23 protein-coding genes are annotated in these 25,035 nt (G+C 71.0%); 15 read left to right on the top strand and 8 right to left on the bottom strand.

Annotation, left to right across the window (positions count from 1 at the left end):
• The first annotated feature begins 74 nt into the window (after window positions 1-74).
• Window positions 75-299, top strand: a complete 225-nt coding sequence (locus ACZ5VC_RS15230; RefSeq protein WP_468709107.1) for a DUF6458 family protein — start codon at window positions 75-77, stop codon at window positions 297-299.
• A 67-nt stretch (window positions 300-366) separates the two neighbouring features.
• The gene (locus ACZ5VC_RS15225) at window positions 367-738 is read left to right on the top strand and encodes a hypothetical protein (RefSeq protein WP_469120508.1); all 372 of its coding nucleotides are present in this window, start codon (window positions 367-369) and stop codon (window positions 736-738) included.
• Between the two features lie 46 nt (window positions 739-784).
• On the opposite strand, the gene ACZ5VC_RS15220 is transcribed toward ACZ5VC_RS15225, so the two are convergent.
• Window positions 785-2,590 (bottom strand): NHL domain-containing thioredoxin family protein, encoded by a 1,806-nt coding sequence (locus tag ACZ5VC_RS15220; protein ID WP_469120507.1) that lies wholly within the window; start codon window positions 2,588-2,590, stop codon window positions 785-787.
• A 118-nt stretch (window positions 2,591-2,708) separates the two neighbouring features.
• Between ACZ5VC_RS15220 and ACZ5VC_RS15215 the strand changes: the two genes are divergently transcribed.
• Together ACZ5VC_RS15215 and ACZ5VC_RS15210 are read left to right on the top strand one after the other, a co-directional pair.
• Window positions 2,709-3,263: a Uma2 family endonuclease gene (locus ACZ5VC_RS15215; RefSeq protein WP_469120506.1), complete on the top strand. Its 555-nt coding sequence runs from the start codon at window positions 2,709-2,711 to the stop codon at window positions 3,261-3,263.
• Window positions 3,264-3,266: 3 nt separating this feature from the next.
• A complete protein-coding gene (locus tag ACZ5VC_RS15210) occupies window positions 3,267-3,758 on the top strand; it encodes an LURP-one-related/scramblase family protein (protein ID WP_469120505.1) in 492 nt (163 codons plus the stop codon).
• 67 nt (window positions 3,759-3,825) lie between these two features.
• Here ACZ5VC_RS15210 and ACZ5VC_RS15205 read toward each other — a convergent pair whose 3' ends face one another.
• On the bottom strand, window positions 3,826-4,620 hold the full coding sequence (locus tag ACZ5VC_RS15205) for a carbon-nitrogen family hydrolase (RefSeq protein ID WP_469120504.1): 795 nt from the start codon (window positions 4,618-4,620) through the stop codon (window positions 3,826-3,828).
• A gap of 154 nt (window positions 4,621-4,774) precedes the next feature.
• Between ACZ5VC_RS15205 and ACZ5VC_RS15200 the strand changes: the two genes are divergently transcribed.
• The gene (locus ACZ5VC_RS15200) at window positions 4,775-5,599 is read left to right on the top strand and encodes a maleylpyruvate isomerase family mycothiol-dependent enzyme (RefSeq protein ID WP_469120503.1); all 825 of its coding nucleotides are present in this window, start codon (window positions 4,775-4,777) and stop codon (window positions 5,597-5,599) included.
• 5 nt (window positions 5,600-5,604) lie between these two features.
• Here the strand turns inward: ACZ5VC_RS15200 and ACZ5VC_RS15195 are convergent, their stop codons facing one another.
• Entirely contained in the window at window positions 5,605-6,906 is a 1,302-nt protein-coding gene (locus ACZ5VC_RS15195) for an MFS transporter (RefSeq protein ID WP_469120502.1), read from the bottom strand.
• On the bottom strand, window positions 6,903-7,628 hold the full coding sequence (locus ACZ5VC_RS15190) for a GntR family transcriptional regulator (RefSeq protein ID WP_469120501.1): 726 nt from the start codon (window positions 7,626-7,628) through the stop codon (window positions 6,903-6,905). The genes ACZ5VC_RS15195 and ACZ5VC_RS15190 overlap by 4 nt, the downstream gene beginning before the upstream one ends.
• Before the next feature lie 168 nt (window positions 7,629-7,796).
• Here ACZ5VC_RS15190 and ACZ5VC_RS15185 point away from each other — a divergent pair, with 168 nt between their 5' ends.
• Window positions 7,797-8,741, top strand: a complete 945-nt coding sequence (locus ACZ5VC_RS15185) for a D-alanyl-D-alanine carboxypeptidase family protein (RefSeq protein ID WP_469120500.1) — start codon at window positions 7,797-7,799, stop codon at window positions 8,739-8,741.
• An 82-nt stretch (window positions 8,742-8,823) separates the two neighbouring features.
• On the opposite strand, the gene ACZ5VC_RS15180 is transcribed toward ACZ5VC_RS15185, so the two are convergent.
• The 3 genes from ACZ5VC_RS15180 to pdhA are packed head-to-tail and all read right to left on the bottom strand — an operon-like array spanning window position 8,824 to window position 12,422.
• Window positions 8,824-10,251: a dihydrolipoamide acetyltransferase family protein gene (locus tag ACZ5VC_RS15180; RefSeq protein ID WP_469120499.1), complete on the bottom strand. Its 1,428-nt coding sequence runs from the start codon at window positions 10,249-10,251 to the stop codon at window positions 8,824-8,826.
• 18 nt (window positions 10,252-10,269) lie between these two features.
• Complete coding sequence (locus ACZ5VC_RS15175) at window positions 10,270-11,250, bottom strand: alpha-ketoacid dehydrogenase subunit beta (protein ID WP_469120498.1); 981 nt, start codon at window positions 11,248-11,250, stop codon at window positions 10,270-10,272.
• A gap of 2 nt (window positions 11,251-11,252) precedes the next feature.
• The gene (gene pdhA, locus ACZ5VC_RS15170) at window positions 11,253-12,422 is read right to left on the bottom strand and encodes a pyruvate dehydrogenase (acetyl-transferring) E1 component subunit alpha (protein ID WP_469120497.1); all 1,170 of its coding nucleotides are present in this window, start codon (window positions 12,420-12,422) and stop codon (window positions 11,253-11,255) included.
• A gap of 350 nt (window positions 12,423-12,772) precedes the next feature.
• Here pdhA and ACZ5VC_RS15165 point away from each other — a divergent pair, with 350 nt between their 5' ends.
• The 3 genes from ACZ5VC_RS15165 (at window position 12,773) to ACZ5VC_RS15155 (ending at window position 15,043) form a co-directional block, all read left to right on the top strand.
• Complete coding sequence (locus ACZ5VC_RS15165; protein ID WP_469120496.1) at window positions 12,773-13,432, top strand: response regulator; 660 nt, start codon at window positions 12,773-12,775, stop codon at window positions 13,430-13,432.
• 132 nt (window positions 13,433-13,564) lie between these two features.
• The gene (locus ACZ5VC_RS15160; RefSeq protein ID WP_469120495.1) at window positions 13,565-13,999 is read left to right on the top strand and encodes a pyridoxamine 5'-phosphate oxidase family protein; all 435 of its coding nucleotides are present in this window, start codon (window positions 13,565-13,567) and stop codon (window positions 13,997-13,999) included.
• A 15-nt stretch (window positions 14,000-14,014) separates the two neighbouring features.
• Window positions 14,015-15,043: a phosphotransferase gene (locus ACZ5VC_RS15155; RefSeq protein ID WP_469120494.1), complete on the top strand. Its 1,029-nt coding sequence runs from the start codon at window positions 14,015-14,017 to the stop codon at window positions 15,041-15,043.
• Window positions 15,044-15,101: 58 nt separating this feature from the next.
• Here the strand turns inward: ACZ5VC_RS15155 and ACZ5VC_RS15150 are convergent, their stop codons facing one another.
• On the bottom strand, window positions 15,102-16,751 hold the full coding sequence (locus ACZ5VC_RS15150; RefSeq protein WP_469120493.1) for a protein kinase domain-containing protein: 1,650 nt from the start codon (window positions 16,749-16,751) through the stop codon (window positions 15,102-15,104).
• A 304-nt stretch (window positions 16,752-17,055) separates the two neighbouring features.
• On the opposite strand from ACZ5VC_RS15150, the gene ACZ5VC_RS15145 reads away from it, so the two are divergent.
• From ACZ5VC_RS15145 to ACZ5VC_RS15120, 6 genes are all read left to right on the top strand, one after another.
• The gene (locus ACZ5VC_RS15145; protein ID WP_469120492.1) at window positions 17,056-18,693 is read left to right on the top strand and encodes a protein kinase domain-containing protein; all 1,638 of its coding nucleotides are present in this window, start codon (window positions 17,056-17,058) and stop codon (window positions 18,691-18,693) included.
• Window positions 18,694-19,092: 399 nt separating this feature from the next.
• On the top strand, window positions 19,093-19,878 hold the full coding sequence (locus ACZ5VC_RS15140) for a hypothetical protein (protein ID WP_469120491.1): 786 nt from the start codon (window positions 19,093-19,095) through the stop codon (window positions 19,876-19,878).
• Window positions 19,879-19,974: 96 nt separating this feature from the next.
• A complete protein-coding gene (locus ACZ5VC_RS15135) occupies window positions 19,975-20,601 on the top strand; it encodes a PadR family transcriptional regulator (protein ID WP_469120490.1) in 627 nt (208 codons plus the stop codon).
• Between the two features lie 112 nt (window positions 20,602-20,713).
• Complete coding sequence (locus ACZ5VC_RS15130) at window positions 20,714-21,451, top strand: ABC transporter ATP-binding protein (RefSeq protein WP_469120489.1); 738 nt, start codon at window positions 20,714-20,716, stop codon at window positions 21,449-21,451.
• Complete coding sequence (locus tag ACZ5VC_RS15125; protein WP_469120488.1) at window positions 21,448-24,297, top strand: ABC transporter permease; 2,850 nt, start codon at window positions 21,448-21,450, stop codon at window positions 24,295-24,297. The genes ACZ5VC_RS15130 and ACZ5VC_RS15125 overlap by 4 nt, the downstream gene beginning before the upstream one ends.
• A gap of 115 nt (window positions 24,298-24,412) precedes the next feature.
• Window positions 24,413-24,949, top strand: coding sequence for a bacterial proteasome activator family protein (locus ACZ5VC_RS15120; protein ID WP_468709257.1), 537 nt, complete (start codon window positions 24,413-24,415; stop codon window positions 24,947-24,949).
• The last annotated feature ends 86 nt before the right edge of the window (window positions 24,950-25,035 follow it).

Raw genomic sequence — 25,035 nt, 5'->3', positions numbered from 1 at the left:
GTCCCCGGAGCGGGGCGTGTAGGTGCGGGCTGCCCGGGTACCCGAGAGGTCTACCCGAGAAGGAGGCGGGATCCATGGGCCTGGGCGGCTGCATCATCCTCATAGCGGTGGGGGCGATCCTCACCTTCGCCACCGACTGGGAGCTCGACGGCATCAACCTCGATCTGGTGGGGCTGATCCTGATGGCTGTCGGACTGATCGGCGTCGCGACGTTCACCAGCATCGCCAGGCGTCGGCGGGCCGTTGTGCCACCCGTCGCCCCGACGGTGGTCGACACCCCCGACGAGCGGCGCTACTGACACCCCGGTAGCGCTCGCCCGTCGGGCGAAACATCCGGGAAACCCCTGCGGCGGCACGCTGTTGACCATGGTTCTGTTGGGACAGCAGACAGCCCTGATCCATCACAGCGGGCCGTCACGGAAGAAGTTCTTCCTCTCGACCGCCGCCGCCGTCGCGCTCTGCACGGCCGTCGGCGGGATCGTGACCTGGAAGTACAACGAACGGCCCCCGTGGGGCACCGACATCGCCTACGAAGCCGGCTTCATCCACAGCACGCGCATCCGGCAGGCGGACGTCAGGGGCGACCGCGTCCGGGACATGCTCGACGGCGGCTGCGCGCGGATGGAGAGCGAAGGGGCGGGCGGCCAGAAGGCCACCCACAGCCCGTCGGCGTGGGTGGCCGGCTGTCTGGACGGGGCGGCCGCGCGGCCGCCCCGTCGTCAGGGCCTCGCGTACTGAACACCCCCGTGTGCCCCCTCCCGCGTCCCTGGTGCGTGCCGGCGCCTCAGGCGTCGAGGCCCGCCAGGATCAGCGGGAGTCGGGAGACCCCCTCGCCGGTGACCTTCACCGGCACCCCCCAGTCCTGCTGGTGCACATGGCAGGCCGGGTACTCGTTCGCCGGATCGTCGTCGCAGGACGCGGCCATCGCCGAGACGTGCAGCACGCCCTCGGTGACCTCCGGGTTCAGGACCAGGTCACGGAAGAGGTCCGTGCCCGTCCCCTCCCCCTCCGCCAGCAGCTCCGGCGGCGTGGAGGAGACGAGCAGCCGCGTGGAGGGTCCGTACCGCTCGTCCAGCTTCTGCCCGGTCGGCGCCTGGAAGACCACGTCGAGACGGAGCCGGCCCGGAGCCACCTGAGTCGCCTCGCGCTGCGTCCGGTGGGCGACCGCGTCCACCTGCACGGCCTCCTCGGGCAGCCGCAGGCGGGTCAGCCGGTGCCGGGCCGACTCGACGACCACGATGTCGTCGCCGACGAGCACCGCGTCGCTCGGCTCGCGCAGATCGGTGGCCAGCGTGGTCACCTCGCCCGTCGCCGGGTCGAACCGGCGCAGCGCGTGGTTGTACGTGTCCGAGACGGCGACCGACCCGTCCGGCAGCGCGGTGACGCCCAGCGGGTGCTGGAGGAGCGCCTGGCCCGCTTCGCCGTCCCGGTGCCCGAAGTCGAAGAGGCCGGTGCCCACTGCGGTGTGGACGGATCCGTCGGGCTCGATCCAGCGCAGCGCGCTCGTCTCGGAGTCGGCGACCCACAGCCGGTCGCCGGCGGCCGCGAGCCCGGACGGCTGCGCGAACCACGCCTCGCCGGCGGGCCCGTCGACCAGTCCCTCGTTGGTCGTGCCCGCTGCGACCTCGACCGTGCCGGTGCCGGGGTCGTACGTCCACAGCTGGTGGACACCGGCCATCGCGATCCACACCTTGCCCTGCCACCAGGCGACGTCCCACGGCGAGGACAGGTCGACCTCCAGGGCCGGCCCGGAGGTGGGGGATCCCTGCCACCACTGGCGGCCCGTGCCGGCGACGAGTTCGACGGCGCCGGTGGCCGGATCGAACATCCGCAGGGCGTGATGGACGGTGTCGGCGACCACCACCTTGCCGTCGGGCAGCAGCGCGAGCCCCTGCGGCTCCCGGAACTCCCCGTCGCCGATCCGCCGCACCACCGTCTCGCCGTCCGCCTCGAGCTCGACCAGCTGGTGACGGGTGGTGTCCGAGACGAGGAAGGTGCCCCCGGGCAGGAGGACGGCCTTCCCGGGGAAGCGCAGATCGGTCGCGACGGGCTCGGGCGCCACATACGGCCCGTCCCCCCGCCGCAGCGTCCCCTTGGCCTCGTGCGCGGCCTCCAGCTCCTCGACGAGTGTCGCGAGCGCGTTCGCGTGGCCCTCACCGGCGTGCTGGGCGACGACATACCCCTCGGGGTCGATGACGACGAGCGTCGGCCACGCCCGCACGGCGTACTGCTTCCAGGTGGCGAGCTCGGGGTCGTCGAGCACCGGGTGGTGCACCTCGTACCGCTCGACGGCATCGACGACGGCCCGATGCTCGGCCTCGTGCACGAACTTCGGCGAGTGGACCCCGATGATCACGAGGGTGTCGCGGTGCTTCTCCTCCAGCTCGCGGAGCTCATCGAGGACATGAAGGCAGTTAATGCAGCAAAATGTCCAGAAATCGAGCAGAACGATCTTCCCCCGGAGGGCCGAGAGCGTGAGCTCCTCCCCACCGGTGTTCAGCCAGCCGCCCTTGCCGATCAGCTCGGGGGCACGGACACGGGCACGTCGGGGTGCGGGCGCGGGGGTGGGCGCCGATGCGGAATCGTTCATGGTTCAAGGGTGCCATCCCTCTCGTACACACTCACGGGTGACACTGAGCCGGGGCGGCGACGGGGCGTGGGCCCGCGTGGGACCGTTGACGCACGTGCTGAGGGAAGGAGCGTCGCTGATGACCACCGCGCCCGAGTACAGCGAGGGCATCGAGCAGGAGCGTGCCCTGAAGTTCGCCGTTCAGAGGATCCGCGGCGACCACGCCGAGGTCATCGAAGGGGTCATCGACATCGTGCCGCCGACCTGGGACCACCAAAGCGCTGCAGAAGTGGTCCGCGACCAGATCAAACCGCGGGTCAAGGAGCTGGGATGCGTCACCGGCTCCGGAAACCTCGACCTGCCCAGCTCGCCCAACTGGTACGTCCCTGACATCGCCGTGGTTCCCAAGGATCTCGCCAAGGGCGCCCACGCCTTGGTGCCCAGCCAGACGCTCCTGGTCGTCGAGGTCACCTCGGAGTCGAACGCCGAGACGGACCGGGTCGTCAAGCGCAAGCGCTACGCCGAATACGGCGCGCCCCTCTACCTCCTGATCGACCGGTCCGAACAGAGCGTTTCCCTGTTCTCCGAACCCGGCCGCCTCGGCTACACCCGTGTCGACGGCCCCCATCCCTTCGGCACCCCGCTGCACCTCCCGACCCCCTTCGACCTCGATCTCGACACCAGCGATCTCTGACCCATGAAATACCTCGTACGGGACAAGATCTTCGCCGTCGGTGACGACTACTGGATCGAGGACGAGCAGGGGCACCAGGCGTTCCTCGTCGACGGGAAGGCGCTGCGGCTGCGCGACACCCTGGAGTTGAAGGACTCCTCCGGGCAGGTGCTGATCACCCTGCGGGAGAAGATGTTCAGCCTGCGCGACGCCATGACGGTCGAGCGCGAGGAGCGGACGCTTGCGACGATCCGCCGGAAGCGGCTCTCGCTGCTGCGCAATCACTACCGCGTCGACCTCGTCGACGGCACTGAGCTCGATGTCAGCGGGCGGATCCTGGACCGGGAGTTCACGGTCGAGTACGACGGGGAGCTGCTGGCGCACATCTCCCGGCAGTGGTTCCGGGTGCGGGAGACGTACGCCGTGAACGTCGTGCGGGAGGACGCCGACGCGGCGCTGATGATCGCCGTCGCCGTGTGCGTCATCCGCATGGCGGAGAAGGAGCGGGAGGACTGACCCGCCCGGGCGGGGCTCGGCGGCGCGGCTGAGCGGCGCGGCTCGGGGCGGGGTTCGGCGGCTGGGCTCAGTGGCGCGGGGGCTCCATGCCGAGGATCCGGTCCTTCAGGGCCGGGAACTGGTCCCTGGTCACGTCCACCTTGGCCCGGTCGAGTTCCACCCGCAGGATCTCCTCGCTCGATCCCGCCTCGGCCAGGACCTCGCCCCACGGGTCCACCACGATGCTGTGGCCCGCCTGCTCGACGTCCGCGTGCGTACCGGCCGTGCCGCAGGCCAGCATGTACGCCTGGTTCTCCACCGCGCGGGCGCGCGCCAGCAGTGTCCAGTGGTCGCGGCGGCGCTCGGGCCAGCCCGCCGGGAGGACGAAGGCCTGGGCGCCCGCGTCCACGAGGCCCCGGAAGAGTTCGGGGAAGCGCAGGTCGTAGCAGGTGCCGAGGCCGATGGTCAGTTCCGGGAGGGCCACCGTGACCAGCTCCGCACCGGCGGCCATCATCACGGCCTCGCCCTTGTCGAAGCCGAAGCGGTGGATCTTCCGGTAGGCGCGCACCAGTTCTCCCGCCGGGGAGAGGACCAGGGAGGTGTTGTAGAGACGGCCGTCGGTGGCGCGCTCGACGATCGAGCCGGCGTGCAGCCAGACACCGGCCTCGCTCGCCGCCTTCGCCATCACCTCGTACGTGGGGCCCTGGAGCGGCTCGGCCTCGGCCTCGAAGGACTGGTACGCGAACGCGCCGACGGGCCAGAGTTCGGGCAGCACGACGAGGTCGGAGCCGCGCTCCTCACGTACCAGCGCGGCGGCCCGCTGCCGACGCGCATGGACCGGTTCGTCCAGGTCTACAGCGATCTGGATCAACGAGGCGCGCACACTACCACCGTCCTGGCATTCGAGTCGTCAACACGGGCCTACGATCGTCACACGAAAGCACTGCCGGGGTGCCTTCGGGCAGCGTAACTTAGCGTCCGAGCCTCCCATGCAGTCAGTTTTCAGCCCGCGCACCGCAGAACCGCCGAGGGGTCCCGTGACCGTCCATCCCAGCCTTCAGACCTACGCCGATGCCTGGACCCACTCCATCGAAGCCATAGCCGAGTTGGTGCAGCCGCTCGTGGAGGGAGAGTGGAACCGTGCCACGCCGTGCCCGGGCTGGTCGGTGCGGGACATCGTGTCGCACGTCATCGGCATGGAGTGCGAGATGCTCGGCGACCCGCGGCCGATCCACACACTGCCCCGCGATCTTTACCATGTCCGCAGCGAGTTCGCCCGCTACATGGAGATGCAGGTCGATGTGCGGCGGCACCACACCGCGCCGGAGATGACGTCCGAGCTGGAATACGTGCTGATCCGGCGCGCCCGTCAGCTGCGCAACGAGAACCGCGCGCCCGACCATCTGATCCGGGCCCCGCTGGGCGCCGAGCAGACCCTCGAAGTCGCTTACCGGATGCGGGCCTTCGACGTCTGGGTGCACGAGCAGGATCTGCGCACCACGCTCGGGCAGCCGGGCAATCTCGACTCCCCCGGCGCCCATGTCGCCCGTGACAACTTCCTGGCCGTCCTGCCGAGGGTGGTCGCCAAGGACGCGGGCGCGCCGCCGAACTCCGCCGTCGTGTTCGACGTGCACGGGCCGGTCGAGTTCCTGCGGACGGTCCGGGTGGACGCGGACGGCCGGGGTTCGGTCGACGGCGCCCCTTCGCTGGGCCCGGCGGCGACGCTGACCCTGGACTGGGAGACGTACGTCCGGCTGGCGTGCGGGCGGGTCCGTCCGGGGGCGGTCGCGGACAAGATCAAGACCGAGGGCGACACCGCCCTGGCCGAGGCGATCCTGGACAACTTCGCCGTCACCCCCTGAGAGCCTCAGACGGGGACGTGGACCGCCTCCACCCGGCTGGCCACCAGGGTCTCCTGCTCCCGGCGTGCCGCGCGGGCCCGCAGGCGCAGGATCTGGGTGAGCCCCAGCGCCTCCAGGACGAACACCGACGCGAACGCGATCCGGTAGTTGTCGCCGGTCGCGTCGAGGAGCACACCCACCGCCAGCAGGGTGGTCATCGAGGCGACGAACCCGCCCATGTTCGTGATGCCGGAGGCGGTGCCCTGCCGTTCCGGGGGGTTGGCGGGCCGGGAGAAGTCGAACCCGATCATGGACGCGGGGCCGCACGCCCCGAGCACCGCGCAGAGGGTGACCAGCAGCCACATGGGGGCGTGGTCGCCGGGGTGGGCGAGAGTGGCCCCCCACAGCAGGGCCGTGGCGCCGATCGTGCCGAGCGTCAGCGGGAGCCGGGCACCGTGGTGGCGGGCGATGATCTGGCCGTACGCGAGCCCCACGACCATGTTGGACACGACCACAAGGGTCAGCAGCGCGCCGGCGGTCTCCCGGGAGAGCCCCTGGTCCTCGACGAGGAACGGCATCCCCCAAAGCAGCAGGAACACCATGGCGGGGAACTGGGTGGTGAAGTGCACCCACATACCGAGCCGGGTTCCCGGCTCGCGCCAGGACTCGGCGATCTGCCGGCGCACATAGGCGGTGCCTGCGTGTGTGGCCGGCGCGGGTTCGTGCCCCTCGGGATGGTCCTTGAGGAACAGCAGCAGGAGCACGAGGACGAGGACGCCGGCCAGGGAGCTGCCCACGAATGTCGCCGTCCAGCCCATGCCGTGCAGCATCCGGGCGATGACCAGCGTCGAGACCAGGTTTCCCGCCATGCCGAAGAGCGCGGCGACCTGGCCTATCAGCGGGCCGCGCCGGGCCGGGAACCAGCGGGCGCCGAGCCGCAGCACGCTGATGAAGGTCATCGCGTCGCCGCAGCCGAGCATCGCCCTGGAGGCGAGGGCGAGGCCGTACGAGGGGGAGAGCGCGAAGGCCAGCTGTCCGGCGGTGAACAGGACCACGCCGAGCGTCAGGACCTTCTTGGTGCCGAGCCGGTCGACCATCAGGCCGACGGGTATCTGCATGCCCGCGTAGACGAGCAGCTGGAGGATCGAGAAGGTCGAGAGCGCGGAGGCGTTGACGTCGAAGCGGTCGGCGGCGTCGAGCCCGGCGACGCCCAGGGACGTACGGAAGATGACGGCGACGAAGTAGACGGCGACGCCGACGCCCCAGACCAGGGCGGCGCGGCGGCCGCCGGGAGGGTCGCCCGGCAGGGAGACGGCGGATCCGCTCATCGGGCCTCCCCCCGGACCACGACCTTGACCCAGCTCAGGTGCTGCCGGACGCAGGCGGCGGCGCCTTCCGCGTCGCCCGCGCGGATCCGGTCCAGGATCTCGGCGTGCTCGGTGATGTTCTTGGCGATCCGGTCCGGCTGGGACTGCATCACGGCCACGCCCATCCGCAGCTGCCGGTCGCGGAGCTGGTCGTAGAGCCTGGCCAGGATCTGGTTGCCGGCGTGCTTGACGATCTCGGCGTGGAAGCAGCGGTCGGTCACGGCGACCTCGGCCAGATCCCCGGCCCCGGCCCGGCGCTTCTGCTCCTCCAGGAGCTCTTCGAGCCGCTCGATCAGCGCCGCGGGAGCGGGCACCGCCCGGCGGACGGCGAACTCCTCGACCAGCAGCCGGGTTTCGACGACGTCGGCGATCTCCTGCGCGGAGACGGCGAGGACCAGCGCGCCCTTCTTGGGGTAGAGCTTGAGCAGTCCTTCCATCTCCAGCTTGAGCAGCGCCTCGCGTACCGGCGTACGGGACACCCCGACGGCCTGGGCCAGCTCGCCCTCGGTGAGGAGGGTCCCGCCCTCGTACCGGCGATCGAGGACCGCCTGCTTGACGTGCATGTAGACGCGGTCGGCGGCGGGTGCCTGCTTCACCGGCGCGGGAACGACCGGGGAGGCAGCCGCGGGAACGACCGCGGAGCCGGGCGCCGAGGCGGGGGCGGGAACGGGAGCGACGGGCATGCGCACAGCTTAGATACAACAAAGCTACAAGTCGTGTCGGTATCACGATGCGGACACCGTCGCCCGCTCCTCACCCGGCCCGTACATCCATCCCGCCTCCACGAGTGTCTAGTTGTCGGGGGCCGCACCACAGGCGGTCCCTCCTCACGATCGAACTCGGGGACGAACTTGATATTCAGCCTTCCGCGCCTGCGCCGAGCAGCCGCCGTCGTCGTGGCCACCGGAGCCCTGGTGACGGCCTCCCCGGTGGCATCGCCGGCGGCCGCGGCCGCCGCGCCACCGGTGAGCGCCAGCGGCGCGTTCATGCTCAACAACGCCACCGGGGCCGCTCTCTACAGCAAGGGCGCCGACACCAAGCGGCAGATGGCGAGCACGACCAAGATCATGACGGCGCTCGTGGTGCTGACCACACCCAACGTCGACCTGAACCGCCGGATCACCGTCAAGCAGGCGTACCCGGACTACGTGAACTCCGTGGGCGCCAGCAGCGCGTACCTCTACGTCGGTGACAGGCTGACCGTCACGGGCATGCTCAACGCCATGCTGGCCCCGTCGGGCTGCGACGCGGCCTACGCGCTCGCCGACACCTTCGGCACCGGGACGACGACGGCGGCCCGCAAGGCCAGCTTCATCGCCAAGATGAACGCCAAGGCCGCCGCACTCGGCCTGACGAACACGAAGTTCGACTCCTTCGACGGCAACTCCCCGACGGGGAACAACTACACGACCCCGCGCGACCTGGCGAAGCTCGCCGCGTACACGCTGAAGAACTACACCTTCTCCACGATCGTCAAGTCGCCCTCGGGCAAGGCCTCGGCCATCGCCTCGAACGGCCGCACCCGCTCGTACACCTGGGACCAGTCGAACCTGCTGGTGCGCCCCAAGCCCGCGGGCTACGCCTACCCGGGCGCGATCGGCGTCAAGACGGGCACCAACACCCCCGCCGGCAAGTGCCTGGTCTTCGCCGCGACCCGTAACGGCAAGACCGTGGTCGGGGTCGTCCTCAACGACGAGAACCGCTACGTCGACTCGATGAAGATGCTCGACTACGCCTTCGGCACCACGGCCGCGCGGATGGCCGCCACCCAGCCGATCCCCGACGTGCTCGACTGACGGACCGCACCTCATGAAACGCCGATGGCCGGCCCGGGAAGGGCCGGCCATCGGTGTGTTCGGGCCACTCGGGGCCCTGTACTCAGGCCCAGGTGAGCAGACGCTTGGGCTGCTCCAGGATCGCGGCGACGTCCGCCAGGAACTTGGAGCCGAGTTCGCCGTCGACCAGCCTGTGGTCGAAGGAGAGCGCCAGCGTGGTGACCTGACGGGGCTTCACCTTGCCCTTGTGGACCCACGGCTGGAGCTTGATCGCGCCGATCGCGAGGATCGCGGACTCGCCCGGGTTCAGGATCGGCGTGCCGGTGTCGACGCCGAAGACGCCGACGTTGGTGAGCGTGATCGTGCCGCCCTGCATGGCCGCCGGGGTCGTCTTCCCCTCGCGGGCCGTGGCCACCAGCTCGGCCAGCGACTGGGCCAGCTCGGGCAGCGTCTTGGCGTGCGCGTCCTTGATGTTCGGCACGATCAGACCGCGCGGCGTGGCCGCCGCGATGCCCAGGTTGACGTAGTGCTTGAGCACGATCTCCTGGGCGGCCTCGTCCCAGGCGGCGTTGATCTCCGGGTTGCGCCGGATGGCGACCAGGACCGCCTTGGCGATGAGGAGCAGCGGGTTGACCCGCAGGCCCGCCATGTCCGTACCGGCCTTGAGCTCGTCGACCAGCTTCATCGTGCGGGTGATGTCGAAGGTGATGAACTCGGTGACGTGCGGCGCGGTGAACGCCGAGCCGACCATCGCCGAGGCCGTCGCCTTCCGGACGCCCTTGATGGGAACCCGGGTTTCCCGCGCCTCGCCCACGGCGGCCGGGGCGGGCGCCGGAGCGGCCGGCGTCTCGCTCACGGGCTCCGGTGCCTGGGCCGGCGCCTGGGTCCGCGCGGGCGCCGGGGCGGCCGCCGCGTGGACGTCCTCGCGGGTGATGATCCCGTCCGGGCCGGTCGGGGTGACCGACGCCAGGTCGACCCCCAGGTCCTTGGCGAGCTTGCGCACCGGCGGCTTGGCCAGCGGGCGGGCGCCCACCGGGGCACCGGAGTGCCCGTTGAGCTCGCCATGGACCGCGGCGGCGGCCGCGGCCTGCTCGGGCACCGGGGCACCCTTGCGCGCCCGCCGCTTGGTGGAGGAGGCGGCGACGCCGTAGCCCACCAGGACCGGCGTGCGGCCCTGCGGCTCGGCCTCCTCGGCCTCGGGCGCCGGGGCGGCCGGTGCCGCCGGGGCGGGCTCGGGCTCGGCGACCGTGGCCTGCGCGGCGGGCTCGCCCGGGCCCACGTTGACCGAGATGATCACCTCGCCGACGTCCACCGTCGTGCCCTCGGGGAAGCGCAGCTCGTGCACCACACCGTCGTACGGGATCGGCAGCTCCACCGCCGCCTTCGCCGTCTCGACCTCGCACACCACCTGGCCGTCGGTGACGGTGTCACCCGGCTGGACGTACCACTTGAGGATCTCGGCCTCGGTGAGCCCCTCGCCCACATCGGGCATCTTGAACTCACGAACGGACGCAGTCGTCGCAGTCGTCATTGTCGTCACGACCCTCTCTCAGTACGCCAGCGAGCGGTCGACGGCGTCGAGTACCCGGTCCAGGCCCGGCAGGTACTCCTCCTCCAGGCGCGCCGGCGGGTACGGGGCGTGGTAGCCGCCGACCCGCAGCACGGGCGCCTCCAGGTGGTAGAAGCACCGCTCGGTGATGCGCGCCGCGATCTCCGCGCCGGAGCCGTAGAAGACCGGCGCCTCGTGCACGACGACCAGCCGGCGGGTCTTCTCCACCGACTTCTGGATGGCGTCGAAGTCGATCGGGGACATCGAGCGCAGGTCGAGGACCTCCACCGACTTGCCCTCCTCCTGCGCGGCGGCCGCGGCCTCCAGGCAGACCTTCACCATCGGGCCGTAGGCGGCGAGCGTCAGGTCCGCGCCCTCCCGGGCGACCCGGGCCTTGTGCAGCTCACCGGGGATGGCCTCGGTGTCGACCTCGCTCTTGTCCCAGTAACGCCGCTTCGGCTCGAAGAAGATCACCGGGTCGTCGCTCTGGATGGCCTGCTGGAGCATCCAGTACGCGTCGGACGAGTTGGAGGGCGAGACCACCTTGAGGCCCGCGACGTGCGCGAACAGCGCCTCGGGGGACTCACTGTGGTGCTCGACCGCGCCGATGCCGCCGCCGTAGGGGATACGGATGACGACCGGCATCTTGATCTTGCCGAGCGCGCGTGCGTGCATCTTGGCGAGCTGCGTGACGATCTGGTCGTACGCGGGGAAGACGAAGCCGTCGAACTGGATCTCCACGACCGGGCGGTAGCCGCGCAGGGCCAGGCCGATCGCGGTGCCGACGATGCCCGACTCGGCGAGCGGGGTGTCGATCACCCTGTCCTCGCCGAAGTCCTTCTGCAGTCCGTCGGTGACCCGGAAGACACCGCCGAGCTTGCCGACGTCCTCGCCCATGATCAGGACCTTGGGGTCCGTCTCCAGGGCCGTGCGGAGCGACTCGTTGAGCGCCTTCGCGAGGGGAAGCTTCTGTACGCCCATGGTTACTTGACCTCGCCCTCGGCAGCGGAGTCCGCGAACGACGCCTGGTAGGCGGCGAACTGCGCGCGCTCCTCGTCGACGAGCGCGTGCCCGTCGGCGTAGACATTCTCGAAGATCGCCATGTGGTCCGGGTCGGGCATGGCACGGACGGCCTCGCGGACCCGCTTGCCGAGGGTCTCGCTCTCCGTCTCCAGCTCCTCGAAGAAGGCGGCGTCGGCGTGGCCGGCCTTCTCCAGGTACGCCTTGAGCCGCAGGATCGGGTCCTTGGCCTCCCAGGCCTCGCGCTCCTCGTCGGCCCGGTACTTCGTCGGGTCGTCGGAAGTGGTGTGCGCGCCCATGCGGTAGGTGAACGCCTCCACCAGGGTGGGGCCCTCGCCGCGACGGGCCCGCTCCAGCGCCGACCGGGTCACGGCCAGGCAGGCGAGCACGTCGTTGCCGTCGACGCGGACGCCGGGGAAGCCGTAGCCCTGCGCCCGCTGGTAGAGCGGGACGCGGGTCTGGCGCTCGGTGGGCTCGGAGATGGCCCACTGGTTGTTCTGGCAGAAGAAGACGACCGGGGCGTTGTAGACCGCGGAGAAGGTGAACGACTCGGCGACGTCACCCTGGCTGGACGCGCCGTCGCCGAAGTAGGCGATGACCGCGCTGTCCGCGCCGTCCTTGGCCACGCCCATGGCGTAGCCGGTGGCGTGCAGGGTCTGCGAGCCGATGACGATCGTGTAGAGGTGGAAATTGTTGCTGTTGGGGTCCCAGCCGCCGTGGTTCACACCACGGAACATCCCGAGCAGATTGGTCGGGTCGACCCCGCGGCACCAGGCGACACCGTGCTCACGGTAGGTCGGGAAGACGTAGTCGTCGTCCCGCAGCGCACGACCGGAGCCGATCTGCGCGGCCTCCTGGCCGAGCAGCGACGCCCACAGGCCGAGCTCGCCCTGCCGCTGGAGCGCGGTGGCCTCGGCGTCGAAGCGCCGGGTGAGGACCATGTCGCGGTAGAGCCCGCGCAGCTCCTCCGGCGTGAGGTCGATGTCGTACTCCGGGTGCGCGACGCGCTCGCCCTCGGGCGTCAGCAGCTGCACCAGCTGGGGCTCGGAACTCTGTGGCTTCCTCGCGCTAGTGGTGCGCTTGGTGCCGCTGCTGCGTCGCGGCTTGCGCGCGGCAGTGCTCTCCACGGTCACGTGCGTGCTCCTCCGTCGGTCCGGCCCCCGGGATCCGCCGGGAAGGCCTGGGGTCCCCCCTACCGCAGGTAAGGGGAGGCTCGCCTGTATCCGTACCCGTGCACGGGGTGGGTGCGACTCGGCCGGGACAGGCGTGACAGGTGCCCCGGCGAGCGCCCTGTCATAGGCACGTTACCCAGTGCTTCGCATTACTGCGAAACCCCATTTGACCTGCGATTTTGCTTGGATTTCCAAGTAAATCGAGAAACGCGGGAACAATCACTGGTCACAGCCTTGCAGGCCGCCGGAACACGGGCACGTTATCCCGGTGACCCCGGGCACGGGAAGAGTGAATATGTGAAACTGACCGCGTGCGCGAATCAGGCAAAATCACTGTTTTCCTCCTGGACGACCACGAAGTCGTCCGCCGGGGCGTCCACGATCTTCTCTCCGGAGAGGACGACATCGAGGTCGTCGGAGAGGCCGGTACCGCCGCGGACGCGCTGGTCAGGATCCCCGCGACCCGTCCCGACGTCGCCGTTCTGGACGTACGGCTGCCGGACGGAAGCGGCGTCGAGGTCTGCCGCGAAATCCGTTCGCGCGACGAGGGCATCACATGCCTGATGCTCACCTCCTACGCCGACGACGAGGCACTCTTCGACGCGATCATGGCCGGGGCCTCGGGTTATGTCCTCAAGGCCATCCGGGGCAGTGAGCTCCTGACGGCCGTACGGGACGTGGCGGCCGGCAAGTCGCTGCTCGACCCGGTCGCCACCGCGCGCGTACTGGAGCGGCTGCGCGACGGGAACAACGCGAAGAGCGACGACAAGCTCGCCGGACTCACCGAGCAGGAACGCAAGATCCTCGATCTGATCGGCGAGGGCCTGACCAACCGCGTCATCGGTGAGCGGCTCCACCTGGCCGAGAAGACGATCAAGAACTATGTCTCCAGCCTGCTCTCCAAGCTGGGCATGGAGCGCCGCTCCCAGGCCGCCGCGTATGTGGCGCGCCTCCAGGCCGAGCGCCGCTGACCGCCGGTGCGCGCCGGGACACGGACCCGGCGGCCGCCGCGCCCGCCGTGTCGCTTTCGGGACCTGGGTCCCGCCCAAACAGGGCAGGGGACCCGTTTTCGCAGGTCCGCCCGGGGACCCGGAGTGGAAGCCATGTCCCCCGAGCAGATCCGCGCGATGGAGCTACTCCGCCGTGTGTCGTACGGGCACGTGGCGACGAGTATGCGAGCGATGCCGTGCGTCGTACCGGCACGGCACATCGTGACCGACCGCTGCGTGATCGTCAGGCTGCACCGCGGCTTCGGCCACCACCGGGCGTGCGACGGCGGCGTGGTGGCGTACGGCTCGGACAATCTCCGCTCCCGCACCGAGAGCCGCACCGAGGGCCGTGAGCTGTGGTCCGTGCAGGTCACGGGCACCGCGCGGATCGTCGAGCCGACCGAGGACCAGCTGGAGCTCCTCGGGCCGGGGCCCGCGCTCGTCGACGGTCGGCCGTTCGATCCCGTTCATATGCGTATCGAGCCGCAGTTCGTCACCGTGCATACGCTCGACTACTCCGGGGAGCGACAACTTCACCACGTTGCGTGATCTACCATTTGGTGAGTGCCGCGCTCATATGCAACTACTGCCCCCTCCATCGGCCCACCCGTCGGTGCGCTGCTGCGCCGCTACGAGGGTGCCGGGGACCCGCTCTCCTGCGAGCCGGTCACCCTCGGCCTGCTGAACCGCGGTTACCGCCTCTCCACCACCCACGGCGCCTACTTCCTCAAGCACCACCTCGACGGCGACCCCGACGCCATCGCCCGCCAGCACCGCGCGACCCAGCGCCTCCAGTCCCTCGGCGTGCCCGTCGCGCCGCCCGTGGAGGACACCCACGGCGACACCGTCGCCGTGATCGGCGGCCGCTGCTACGCCCTGCACCCCTGGATCGAAGGACGGCACCGCGACGGCGCCCAGCTGACGACCGCGGAATCGCGGCGTCTCGGGGCGCTCCTCGGGCTCGTCCACACGTGTCTGGAGCAGGTGATGGAGCCCGGCCCGCGCCGGCGCTACGAGAGCGCCGACCCGGCTGACACCTTCGAGGTGATCGACGAACTGCTGCGCCACGCCCGCGCCCGCCGGCCCCGCACAGGCTTCGACGAGCTGGCCGAACACCGCCTCGCCGAACGGCGGTTGCTGATCGAGGAACACACTCATCGCCGCCCGCCGCCCGCGGACGCCGGCGGCTGGGTGCACGGCGACTTCCATCCCCTCAACCTGCTCTACCGGGTCGACCACCGGGGCGCGGAACCGGCCGCCATCGTCGACTGGGACCGGCTCGGCGTGCAGCCGCGGGCGGAGGAGGCCGTCAGGGCCGCCGCCATCTTCTTCGTACAGCCCGCGGGCGAACTGGAGTTGGCGAAGGTACGCGCCTACGCCCGCGCGTACCGGCGGGCCGCCCAGGCCGACGCGGCCGAACTGGCCGCCGCCGTCCACCGGGTGTGGTGGGAGCGGCTCAACGACTTCTGGATACTGCGCTGGCGCTACCAGCTGCACGACCACAGGGCCGACCCGCAGTTTCCCGCGGCGTCGGCCCTGGCGGTGTGGTGGACAAGGGAGTACGAGGCGGTGCGCGAGGCCTTCACGGGGTGAGGGCGACGGCGGGCGACCGGTGTTGGTGAAAGTCACCGACACCGGTCACCGCTGGACGTCAGTTTCCCCCGGTGTTTCCGCCCGGGGTGCCGTTCGCACCCACCGTGGCGCCCTCGGTCGTGCCCTGCGTCGTTCCCTGCGTGGTCCCCTGGGTCGTGCCCTGGGTGGTGCCCTCGGTCGTGCCCTCCGTGGACCCCTCGGTGGTGCCCTCCGTGGACCCGTCCGTCGAACCTTCCGTCGACCCCTCGGTCGTGCCCTCCGTGGTGCCGTCGGTGGTCGTACCACCCTCCGTCGTACCGGGCGAGGAGGAGGAACTGCCCGACGGGGACGGGTCGTCGCTCTTGGTGTGCGAGGGCTTCTCCGGCGGCGGGTTGTTCGGCCATTGGTCGCCGCCCGTGGAGGTGTCCGGTTCGTCGGTCTCCTCGGACTGCTCGTCCGACGGCGTCGGCGTGGTACCGGACTTCGACGGCGTGTTGGAGACCGACGGCTTGTCGGTCTTCCCGTTGTCGGTGTCGGCCGGCCGGTCCAGCGCGTACACGACTCCGGCGGTGATCGCGATCAGCGCGAGCGCCAGGAACAGCCAGAGCTTGCCGCGGCCACTGCCGCCGCCCTGCCCGCCGCCGTTGTATCCGCCGTCGTACCCGCCGTCATGCGGGTTCACCGGCGGCAGGATCGCGCCCTTGGACGTGTCACCGTGCCCCGGGTGCCCCATCACCGCGGTCGCGGCGGTGCCGTGGCCCGGAGTCTGGTGGGCGAGCTCGTGCGCCTGCACCGGGCCCGTGTTCCACCCGCCCGAGTGACCGCCCTGCTGCTGGAGCATCTGCAGCCCGTACTGCACCAGCCCGCGCATCTCCTCGGCGCTCTGGAACCGGTCGTCCGGGTCCTTCGCGAGCGACCGCATGACCAGCCCGTCGAGCTCGGGCGGACACACGTCCGCCACCTCCGACGGCGGCACCGGCGCGTCCTGGACGTGCTGGTACACCACCGAGAGCGGGGTCTCACCCGTGAACGGAGGCCGCAGCGCCAGCAGTTCGTACAGCAGGCAACCCGTGGCGTAGAGGTCGGAGCGGTGGTCGACGGCCTTGCCCAGCGCCTGCTCCGGCGAGAGGTACTGCGGGGTGCCCATGACCATGCCGGTCTGGGTCATCGTCGACTGCGCGCCGTGCAGGGCGCGCGCGATGCCGAAGTCCATCACCTTCACCGCGCCGCCGTGCGTGATGATGACGTTCGCCGGCTTGATGTCGCGGTGCACGATGCCGTGCTGGTGCGAGTACGCCAGCGCTTCCAGCACGCCCGAGACGATGATGAGCGCCTGCTCCGGCGGCGGAGCCTCCGCGCTGATCAGCAGATCGCGGATCGTGCGTCCCTCGACGAGCTCCATCACGATGTACGGGACGGAGTGTCCGGCGACGACGTCCTCACCGGAGTCGTAGACCGCCACGATCGCATGGTGGTTGAGGCCGGCGACCGACTGAGCCTCACGCGTGAAGCGGGCCTTGGAGACGGGGTCCTCGGCGAGATCCGAGCGGAGCAGCTTGACGGCGACCGTACGGCCGAGCCGTACGTCCTCCGCCGCGAACACCTCGGCCATGCCGCCGCGTCCGAGACGGTGCGTCAGCCGGTAACGCCCGTCGCCGACCAGGCCACCGACGCCCCATGACTCCGCATCCGACACTCCGCCGCCGCCTGCTTCGGGTTCGGGTGCCATCAGTCCTCGCCGTCGTTTCTGTCCGCGTGCTGGGTGCGCGGTCTTCCGCCGTGTCTTTGGGGGTCCTACGCCATGTCACGCTACAGGCTTCCTGCGACACCCCGGTCCGAGACGGACGGGCCATCCAACCGGTTCCCCGTACGCCCATGCAAATTCGGTCCTGTTCCGGTAACGCTTGCGAGACGCTTCTTGTGCGTACGGTCACGGAACGGGCACCCGGCTTGACGTGTCACTGCCCTGGGGCAGACTTGGCCAGTAAATTCCGGATCATCGCTCGCCACGCGCGCGTAGGGGGAAGCACGAAATGAGCCAGGACGGCGCACAGGGCCGCTATGCCGGCGGTTCCGTAGCGGGCGGCCGGTACCAGCTTCGCGACCTGCTCGGCGAAGGCGGCATGGCGTCCGTGTATCTGGCGTACGACAGCGCGCTGGACCGTCAGGTCGCCATCAAGACGCTGCACACCGAGCTCGGGCGCGAGCAGTCGTTCCGGGAGCGGTTCCGGCGCGAGGCGCAGGCGGTGGCGAAGCTGTCGCACACCAACATCGTGTCGGTCTTCGACACCGGCGAGGACGAGCTGGACGGCTCGCTCATGCCGTACATCGTCATGGAGTACGTGGAGGGCCGGCCCCTCGGATCGGTGCTCGCCGCCGACATCCAGCAGTACGGCGCAATGCCCGCCGACAAGGCCCTGAAGGTCACCGGCGATGTGCTGGCGGCGCTGGAGACCAGCCACGAGATGGGCCTGGTCCACCGCGACATCAAGCCCGGCAACGTGATGATGACCAAGCGCGGCGTCGTCAAGGTGATGGACTTCGGCATCGCCCGTGCGATGCAGTCGGGCGTCACCTCGATGACGCAGACCGGCATGGTCGTCGGAACGCCGCAGTACCTGTCGCCCGAACAGGCCCTCGGCCGGGGCGTGGACGCCCGTTCCGACCTGTACTCGGTCGGCATCATGCTCTTCCAGCTCCTGACGGGCCGTCTGCCGTTCGACGCGGACTCGCCGCTGGCGATCGCGTACGCACACGTGCAGGAGGAACCGGTCGCTCCGTCGTCCATCAACCGGTCCGTGACCCCGGCCATGGACGCGCTCGTCGCCCGCGCTCTGAAGAAGAACCCGAACGAGCGCTTCCCGAGCGCCGCGGCCATGCGCGACGAGTGCCTGCGCGTCCTGTCGGCGGGCCAGTCGGGCGCGCCGGTCATCGTCGCGGGCGGTCCCGTCAGCAGCGGCTCGGGCGTGGGCTCGGCGGTCTTCCCGCCGGTCGGCCAGGGCACTCCGGCGCCCGGCCCGCAGAGCGTGCACACGCCGTACCAGCCGCACACCCCGCAGCCGGGTCCGTACGGCCCTCCGACCCCGGCTCCGACGCCGGCGGCCGGCTATGGCTACCCGCAGCACACGCCGGCGCCCGCTGCCGCGTACCAGACCCCGACGCCGGGCCCCGCGCCGTACACCATGGCGCCCCAGCACTCCGGCCCGGTGGCCGCCGGCGTCGGCGGCTCCGGAAAGCGGAACATGCCGGTGATCGTGGGCGCGATCGTCGTCGCACTGATCGCCATCGGCGGTGTGATCACGGCCATCTCCCTGCAGGACGACGACCCGGGCACCGAAGCCGGGGGCGGCGGTGCGAGCGAGTCGGCGGCGGCCGGGCACAAGGGCCCCGACCTCAGCAAGACCATCGACAAGAAGGAATGCCTCGAGCCGACCGAGTCCAGCGAGGACCCGGAGAAGTTCGAGCTGCCGGACTTCCGCTACAAGAACATCCAGTCGGTGAAGGCCTGCGTGCAGGCCGCCGGCTGGAAGATCATGAAGCAGACGCCGGTGGACGAGGCCACCTACGGCGAGGGCACGATCCTCAACCAGTTCCCGCCCGCGGACGCGGACGTGAAGAAGGAAGAGGTCGAGCTGACCCTGGAGATCTCCACGGGCAACCCGCCGGAGTAGTCGACCCAGGACTGGTCGCCCCCACGCGATCCCGGAGTGGCCGGTCCCGAACTGGTCGCCTCTGAGCAGTCGCCTCCGAGTGGTCGCCCCAGGAGTGGGCGCGGCCGGTTCTCGCCCGGGGAGCGCCCGGCTTTCGTCGCGGGAGCGCCCGGCTTGTGGCCGCGGGAGCGCCCGGGCGGCCGGCGACTGCGGATCAGTCGGTCACCGCCCGGCCGCCCGGTCGGCGGACGGCCACCTCTCGGCATGGGAACGGCCCGGCGCACCGGAAGGTGCGTGCCGGGCCGTTCGGCATGTCGGAGACGGGACGCGCCTCGACGCGCGTCCGAGATGCTGGATATGTGGCGTCATGTGACGCTGAGTTCGACACCTCGGCGGCTCGGCACGGGAGGGGGTCACCCGGTGACTCCAGAACTCCGCAGGCGGTGGGCGCTCGCCCCGGCGCTCGCGTCACTGCTGTTGGCCACGCCCGGCGTCGCGTACGGGGAGCCGGGTGTCCGGGCCGACGGTCCGGTGGCCGGAGCGCCCGGCTTCCCCTCTTCCGCACGTCCGGCCGATGGCCCGGCTCCGACGCGGCCCACGACCACCCCTTCGCGTCCTGCGGCGGCGCCCGGGAGCGCCGCCGGGGCCGGCGCGGCTCCCGCGGTCACACCAGCCGGGGGCCCCGATGGCCAGTCCGGTGCCGACGAGCCGTCCGGTACGGAGCAGCTCTCCGGTCCGCAGGAGCTCTCCGGTACGGACGAGGCGTACGAGCCCGAGGAGGCGTCCGGGCCGGAGGACGAGTCCGGCCCCGACGGGCCCGCCGGTCCGGCGAAGCCTTCCCCCTCGGCGACGCTCGCCGGGCGCCAGGCCGGCGAGGGACGTGTACGGCCGGGGCGCCGGCCCGCGTCCCTCCAGAGCGCCGTTCCGGTCCGTCCGGACACCCCGGCCGGCCTCTCACGTACCAAAACCGCAACACCCCTGCCCCCGGAGGAGGAGGCGGAGGGGGATGCGGAGATGGTCCCCGAGACGGAGGAGCCGTTGGCCGCGACTCCGCCCCCGAGCGCGTCCGCCGCTTCCCGGGCGAACGCCACGCAGTCCGCCGGGAACGCCGTTGACCGGCAGATTCCCGTCCTGACGATGGGCGCCGGGCTCGCCATGATGGGCCTCGGTATCGGCTTCCTCGGGGTCCGGCTGCGGCGGCGCTGAGCGGCCCGCCGATCCTGCCGTCCCCCTTCAGACGGACCCTTCAGGTCCCTCTCAGGGCGCTTGTCTCCGTCGGCATACTCGGTATACATACTGAGTATGTCGATCCGCCACGGGCTTCTCGCCCTCCTCGAACGCGGCCCTCGCTACGGCTCACAACTCCGTACGGAGTTCGAGTCCCGCACCGGCTCCACCTGGCCTCTGAACGTCGGCCAGGTCTACACGACCCTCAGTCGGCTGGAGCGCGACGGCATGGTCGCGCAGAGCGGCGAGGACGACGCGGGCCACGCGCTGTACACGATCACGGACGGCGGCCGCACCGAGCTCAGGACGTGGTTCGAGCGGCCCGTGGACCGCACCAGCCCGGCGCGCGACGAACTGGCCATCAAGCTCGCGATGGCCGTCGGAGCCCCCGGGGTCGACATCCGCGCCGTCATCCAGTCCCAGCGCCACCACACCGTGAAGGCGATGCAGGACTACACCCGGCTCAAGGCCCAGGCGATCACCGCCATCGAGAGCGGCGCCCAACAGGGGCGTGACGACGTGGCCTGGCTGCTCGTACTGGAGCAGTTGATCTTCCAGACGGAGGCCGAGGCCCGTTGGCTCGACCACTGTGAGGCCCGGCTCATCCGGCTCTCCGCGACGGCCGCCGGGCAGAGCCCGCCGACGGCACCCGGACACGTGACCGTGCCGGCGGCCGAGGCGAGCCAGGCACCGCCGCGCTGACACCGCGCCCCGCTCTCCGGGCTTCGGCCCTCCCGACCTTCCCGATCTTCCCGCCCTTCCCGCAGTTCATCCGCTCCGTACGTGCGCGTACGCCCAAGGGGGACCCCTCTCCATGACCGACCGACCGCAGCCCGTGCTGCAGCTCCAGCAGTTGACCCGCGTCCATGGCTCCGGCGCCACCGAGGTGCACGCCCTGCGCGGGATCGACCTCGACGTCTTTCCCGGTGAACTCGTCGCCGTCATGGGCCCCTCCGGCTCCGGCAAGTCCACCCTCCTCACCATCGCGGGTGGTCTCGACACCCCCACCTCGGGCCGCGTGATCGTCGAGAACACCGACATCACCACCGGCGACCGCAAGACCCTCGCCGCCCTGCGCCGCCGCAGCATCGGTTACGTCTTCCAGGACTACAACCTCATCCCGGCCCTCACGGCCGCCGAGAACGTGGCCCTTCCCCGGGAGCTCGACGGCATCTCCGCCCGCAAGGCGCGCGGCGAAGCGCTCGCCGCGCTGGAGGAGATGGAACTCGGCCACCTCGCCGACCGGTTCCCCGACGAGATGTCCGGCGGCCAGCAGCAGCGCGTCGCCATCGCCCGCGCCCTGGTCGGTGACCGTCGCCTGGTCCTCGCGGACGAGCCGACCGGCGCGCTCGACTCCGAGACCGGCGAGTCCGTCCTTGCCCTGCTGCGCTCCCGCTGCGACGCGGGCGCGGCCGGCGTGCTGGTCACCCACGAGCCGCGGTTCGCCGCCTGGGCCGATCGCGTGGTCTTCCTGCGCGACGGAGCCGTCGTCGACCAGACCATCCGCAGCGAGGCCGACTCGCTCCTCACGGGCCAGGCGGCCGAGCGGTGACGAACTGGTTCCACTCCTGGCGCGCCGCGGTGCGTATCGCCCGCCGTGACGCCTGGCGCTTCAAGGGACGCAGCTTCCTCGTTCTCGCGATGATCGCCCTTCCCATTCTTGGCGTCAGCGCCTTCGACCTGACCATGCGCAGCTCCGAACTCTCCGTCGAGGAGAAGGCGGAGCGCGCCCTCGGCGCCGCCGACGCGCGGCTCAGCGACCCCGGCTTCGCCGGTGTGGCGATCTACCAGTCGCCGGACGCCGAGAACCACACCCCGGCCCAGGACTTCGAGGGCAAGCCGTGGCCGAACGGCCCCGCCGATGTCTCCAAGGTCCTCCCCGCCGGTGCCACGGCCCTCATCGACTCCACCGGCAACGGCAAGCTGCGGACCACCCACGGCCTGCTCCAGACCGAGATCCGTGAGCTCAAGGCCTCAGACCCGATGGCCAAGGGCATCATGTCCCTCCAGGAGGGCCGGTTCCCCGAGAAGCCCGACGAGGTCTCCGCGACCACGCACTTCCTGGAGAACAGCGGGCTGAAGGTGGGCTCGACACTCACGGCCCGCGGCTTCGACCGCGAGTACAAGATCGTCGGCTCCTACGAGCTCCCGAACGATCTCAAGACCGACCAGGTCAACGCACTGCCGGGCGCCTTCCTCGCCCCGTACGGCAAGGCACTGGAGGCATCGGGGCTGCGTGCCCAGGACATCAGCAGCACCTATCTGCTGAAGGTCTCCGGTGGTTTCACGTGGAACATGGTCAAGGAGACCAACACCAAGGGCATCGTTGTCATGTCTCGCGCGGTGCTCCTCGACCCGCCGGCCGACTCCGACGTACCGCTCTACCAGCACAAGGACTGGAACTCGTTCGGGCGGAGCGGGGCCGCCGACGCCGCGGCCCTCGCCGCCCTGGGCACGATCGTCGGTCTCGCCATGCTGGAGATCTGCCTGCTGGCCGGCCCCGCGTTCGCCGTGGGCGCGCGCCGCTCGCGCCGCCAGCTCGGCCTCGTCGGCGCCAACGGCGGCGACCGCCGTCACATCCGCGCCATCGTCCTTGCCGGCGGGCTGGTGATCGGATTCGCGGCGGCGGTGATCGGCACGGTCCTCGGACTCATTCTCACCTTCGCGCTCCAGCCTCTCCTCGAGACGTACATGGGCCAGCGGTTCGGCGCCTTCGACGTCCGTCCGCTGGAGCTGCTGGGGATTGCCCTGCTGGCGGTGGTGACCGGCCTGCTGGCCGCGATCGTCCCTGCGATCACCGCCTCCCGCCAGTCGGTCCTCGCCTCGCTCACCGGCCGCCGGGGCGTGCGCCGCAGCAATCGGGTGCTCCCCGTCGTCGGACTCGTCGCGGTGCTCCTCGGCGGGGCCATCGCGCTGTACGGGTCGCTGTTCTCCGCCGGGTTCCTGATCGTCGCGGGCGGCAGCGCCCTCGCCGAACTCGGCGTCGTCGCCCTGACCCCCGCCCTGGTCGGCCTCTTCGGCCGTACGGGCCGCTGGCTGCCCCTGTCGCCCCGGCTGGCCCTGCGCGACGCCGTACGCAACCGGGGCCGCACGGCGCCCGCCGTGGCCGCCGTGCTGGCCGCCGTCGCGGGCACGGTCGCCGTCGCCACCTACGCGGCGAGCAGCGATGCCCAGGCCCGCGCCGCCTATGAGCCGCGGCTGCCCTACGGCGCCGTGTCGGTCATGCTCGACGAGGACGGCGGCCGGGACGTGCCCGGGGTGCGCGAGGCGGTGCAGAAGTACCTGCCCACCGACGTGCGGGCCGATGTGGACCGGATCTCGGTCGGCAAGCCCGGCTGCTCGACCTACGGCGGCGGCAAGGAATGCGGCCGTCTCGAGGTCGTCATACCGAAGGCGAACGAGTGCCCGCTGTGGGGCCCTGCCGTGGACGGCAAGGACCCGGCGGAGAGGTTCTCTCAGGAGGAGCGCCGCAAGCTCGCCAAGGACTGGCGCTGCACTTCGGTGGGCGGCGGTGGCTTCGGCGACGGCGTGCTCGTCGGCGACGAGAAGGTTCTCCAGGTGCTCGGGATCACCGACGCCGGAGCCAGGAAGGCACTGGCCGAGGGCAAGCTCGTCACCTTCTCGAAGACCCCGGTCGACAAGACCGGGAAGGTGGGCCTGCGGCTGATCACCGACACCGAGAAGGCCGATCTGGCCGCGCAGAACGGCAAGGACCCGGAGGGCGAGATCAAGACCTTCCCCGCCTACCAGGTGCCGAGCGGCCAGGAGTCGTACGGAATCGGTTCGCTCCTCTCTCCGGCCGTGGCCAAGGCCGCCGGCCTCACCACGGTGCCGCTGGGCGCGTTCTACTCCACCGACCACATGCCCAGCTCCGAGCAGCGGCAGAAGCTCGACGGAGAGCTCGCCAAGACCGGCGGCAGCATCGACCTCCACCTGGAGGAAGGTTTCGTCAGCGAGAACAGCATCGTGCTGCTCTCCCTGACCGTCTTCGCCGGACTCATCACCATCGGCGCCGCCGGTATCGCCACCGGCCTCGCCCAGGCCGACGCCGAGGCCGACCTGAAGACGCTGGCCGCGGTCGGGGCGCCGCCGCGGGTCCGCAGGACGCTCAGCGGATTCCAGTGCGGGGTGGTGGCCGCGATGGGTGTGGTGCTCGGCTCGGCGGCCGGGGTGCTCCCGGCGGTCGGACTGCGCCTCACCGAGGAACGCGAGCAGCTCGCCTGGTACGAGGAGGCCCTCAACCAGGGCTACGGACCCGACGCCCCGCCCCAGGTACCGATCGTCGTCCCGTGGGAGACCCTGGGGGCCCTGCTGGTCCTCGTCCCGCTGGGGGCCGCCGTGCTGGCCGCGCTGGTCACCCGCTCCCGCGGGGCGCTGGCCCGCCGCGCCGCGACCTGACGGGCCCGGGCCGACGGACGACCGTCGTGCCGCGAATGTGCCCCCGTACGAGGGTGGATCACCCTCGTACGGGGGCACACCGTGTCTGGAGGCGCGTGTGCGAGAGAATGACGGCATGGAGATGCCGAGGAGTGAACGGTCGCAGGAGAGCCCCCATGTCCTGGTGGTGGGGCAGGACGGGACGGCTGTCGGCGGCGCCGACGACGAGTCGCGCGAGGTGCCCGTGACGGACATGGTCGAACAGCCCGCGAAGGTCATGCGCATCGGCAGCATGATCAAGCAACTCCTCGAGGAAGTCCGCGCGGCTCCTCTGGACGAAGCGAGCCGGGTCAGGCTCAAGGACATCCACGCGAGTTCGGTCAAGGAGCTCGAGGACGGGCTGGCGCCCGAGCTGGTCGAGGAACTGGAGCGCCTGTCCTTGCCTTTCACCGACGAGGCCATCCCCTCCGAGGCGGAACTGCGCATCGCGCAGGCCCAGTTGGTGGGCTGGCTGGAGGGGCTCTTCCACGGTATCCAGACGGCGCTGTTCGCCCAGCAGATGGCGGCCCGCGCCCAACTGGAGCAGATGCGCCGCGCGCTGCCGCCGGGCTCCTCGCACGAGGACGACGACGACAGCGGGCACGGGGCGGTTCGTTCGGGCCCGTATCTGTAGCGGTGACGACGGTACGGGTGAGGGGCCGGCGCGCATGGTGCGCACCGGCCCCTCACCCGTGAGTCGGACCTGTGTGGTCAGGCCTG

The organism is Streptomyces sp. NPDC033174, from assembly GCF_055577795.1.
The sequence above is the reverse complement of the archived record's forward strand: the minus strand, read 5'-3'. Positions and strand labels throughout refer to the sequence as shown.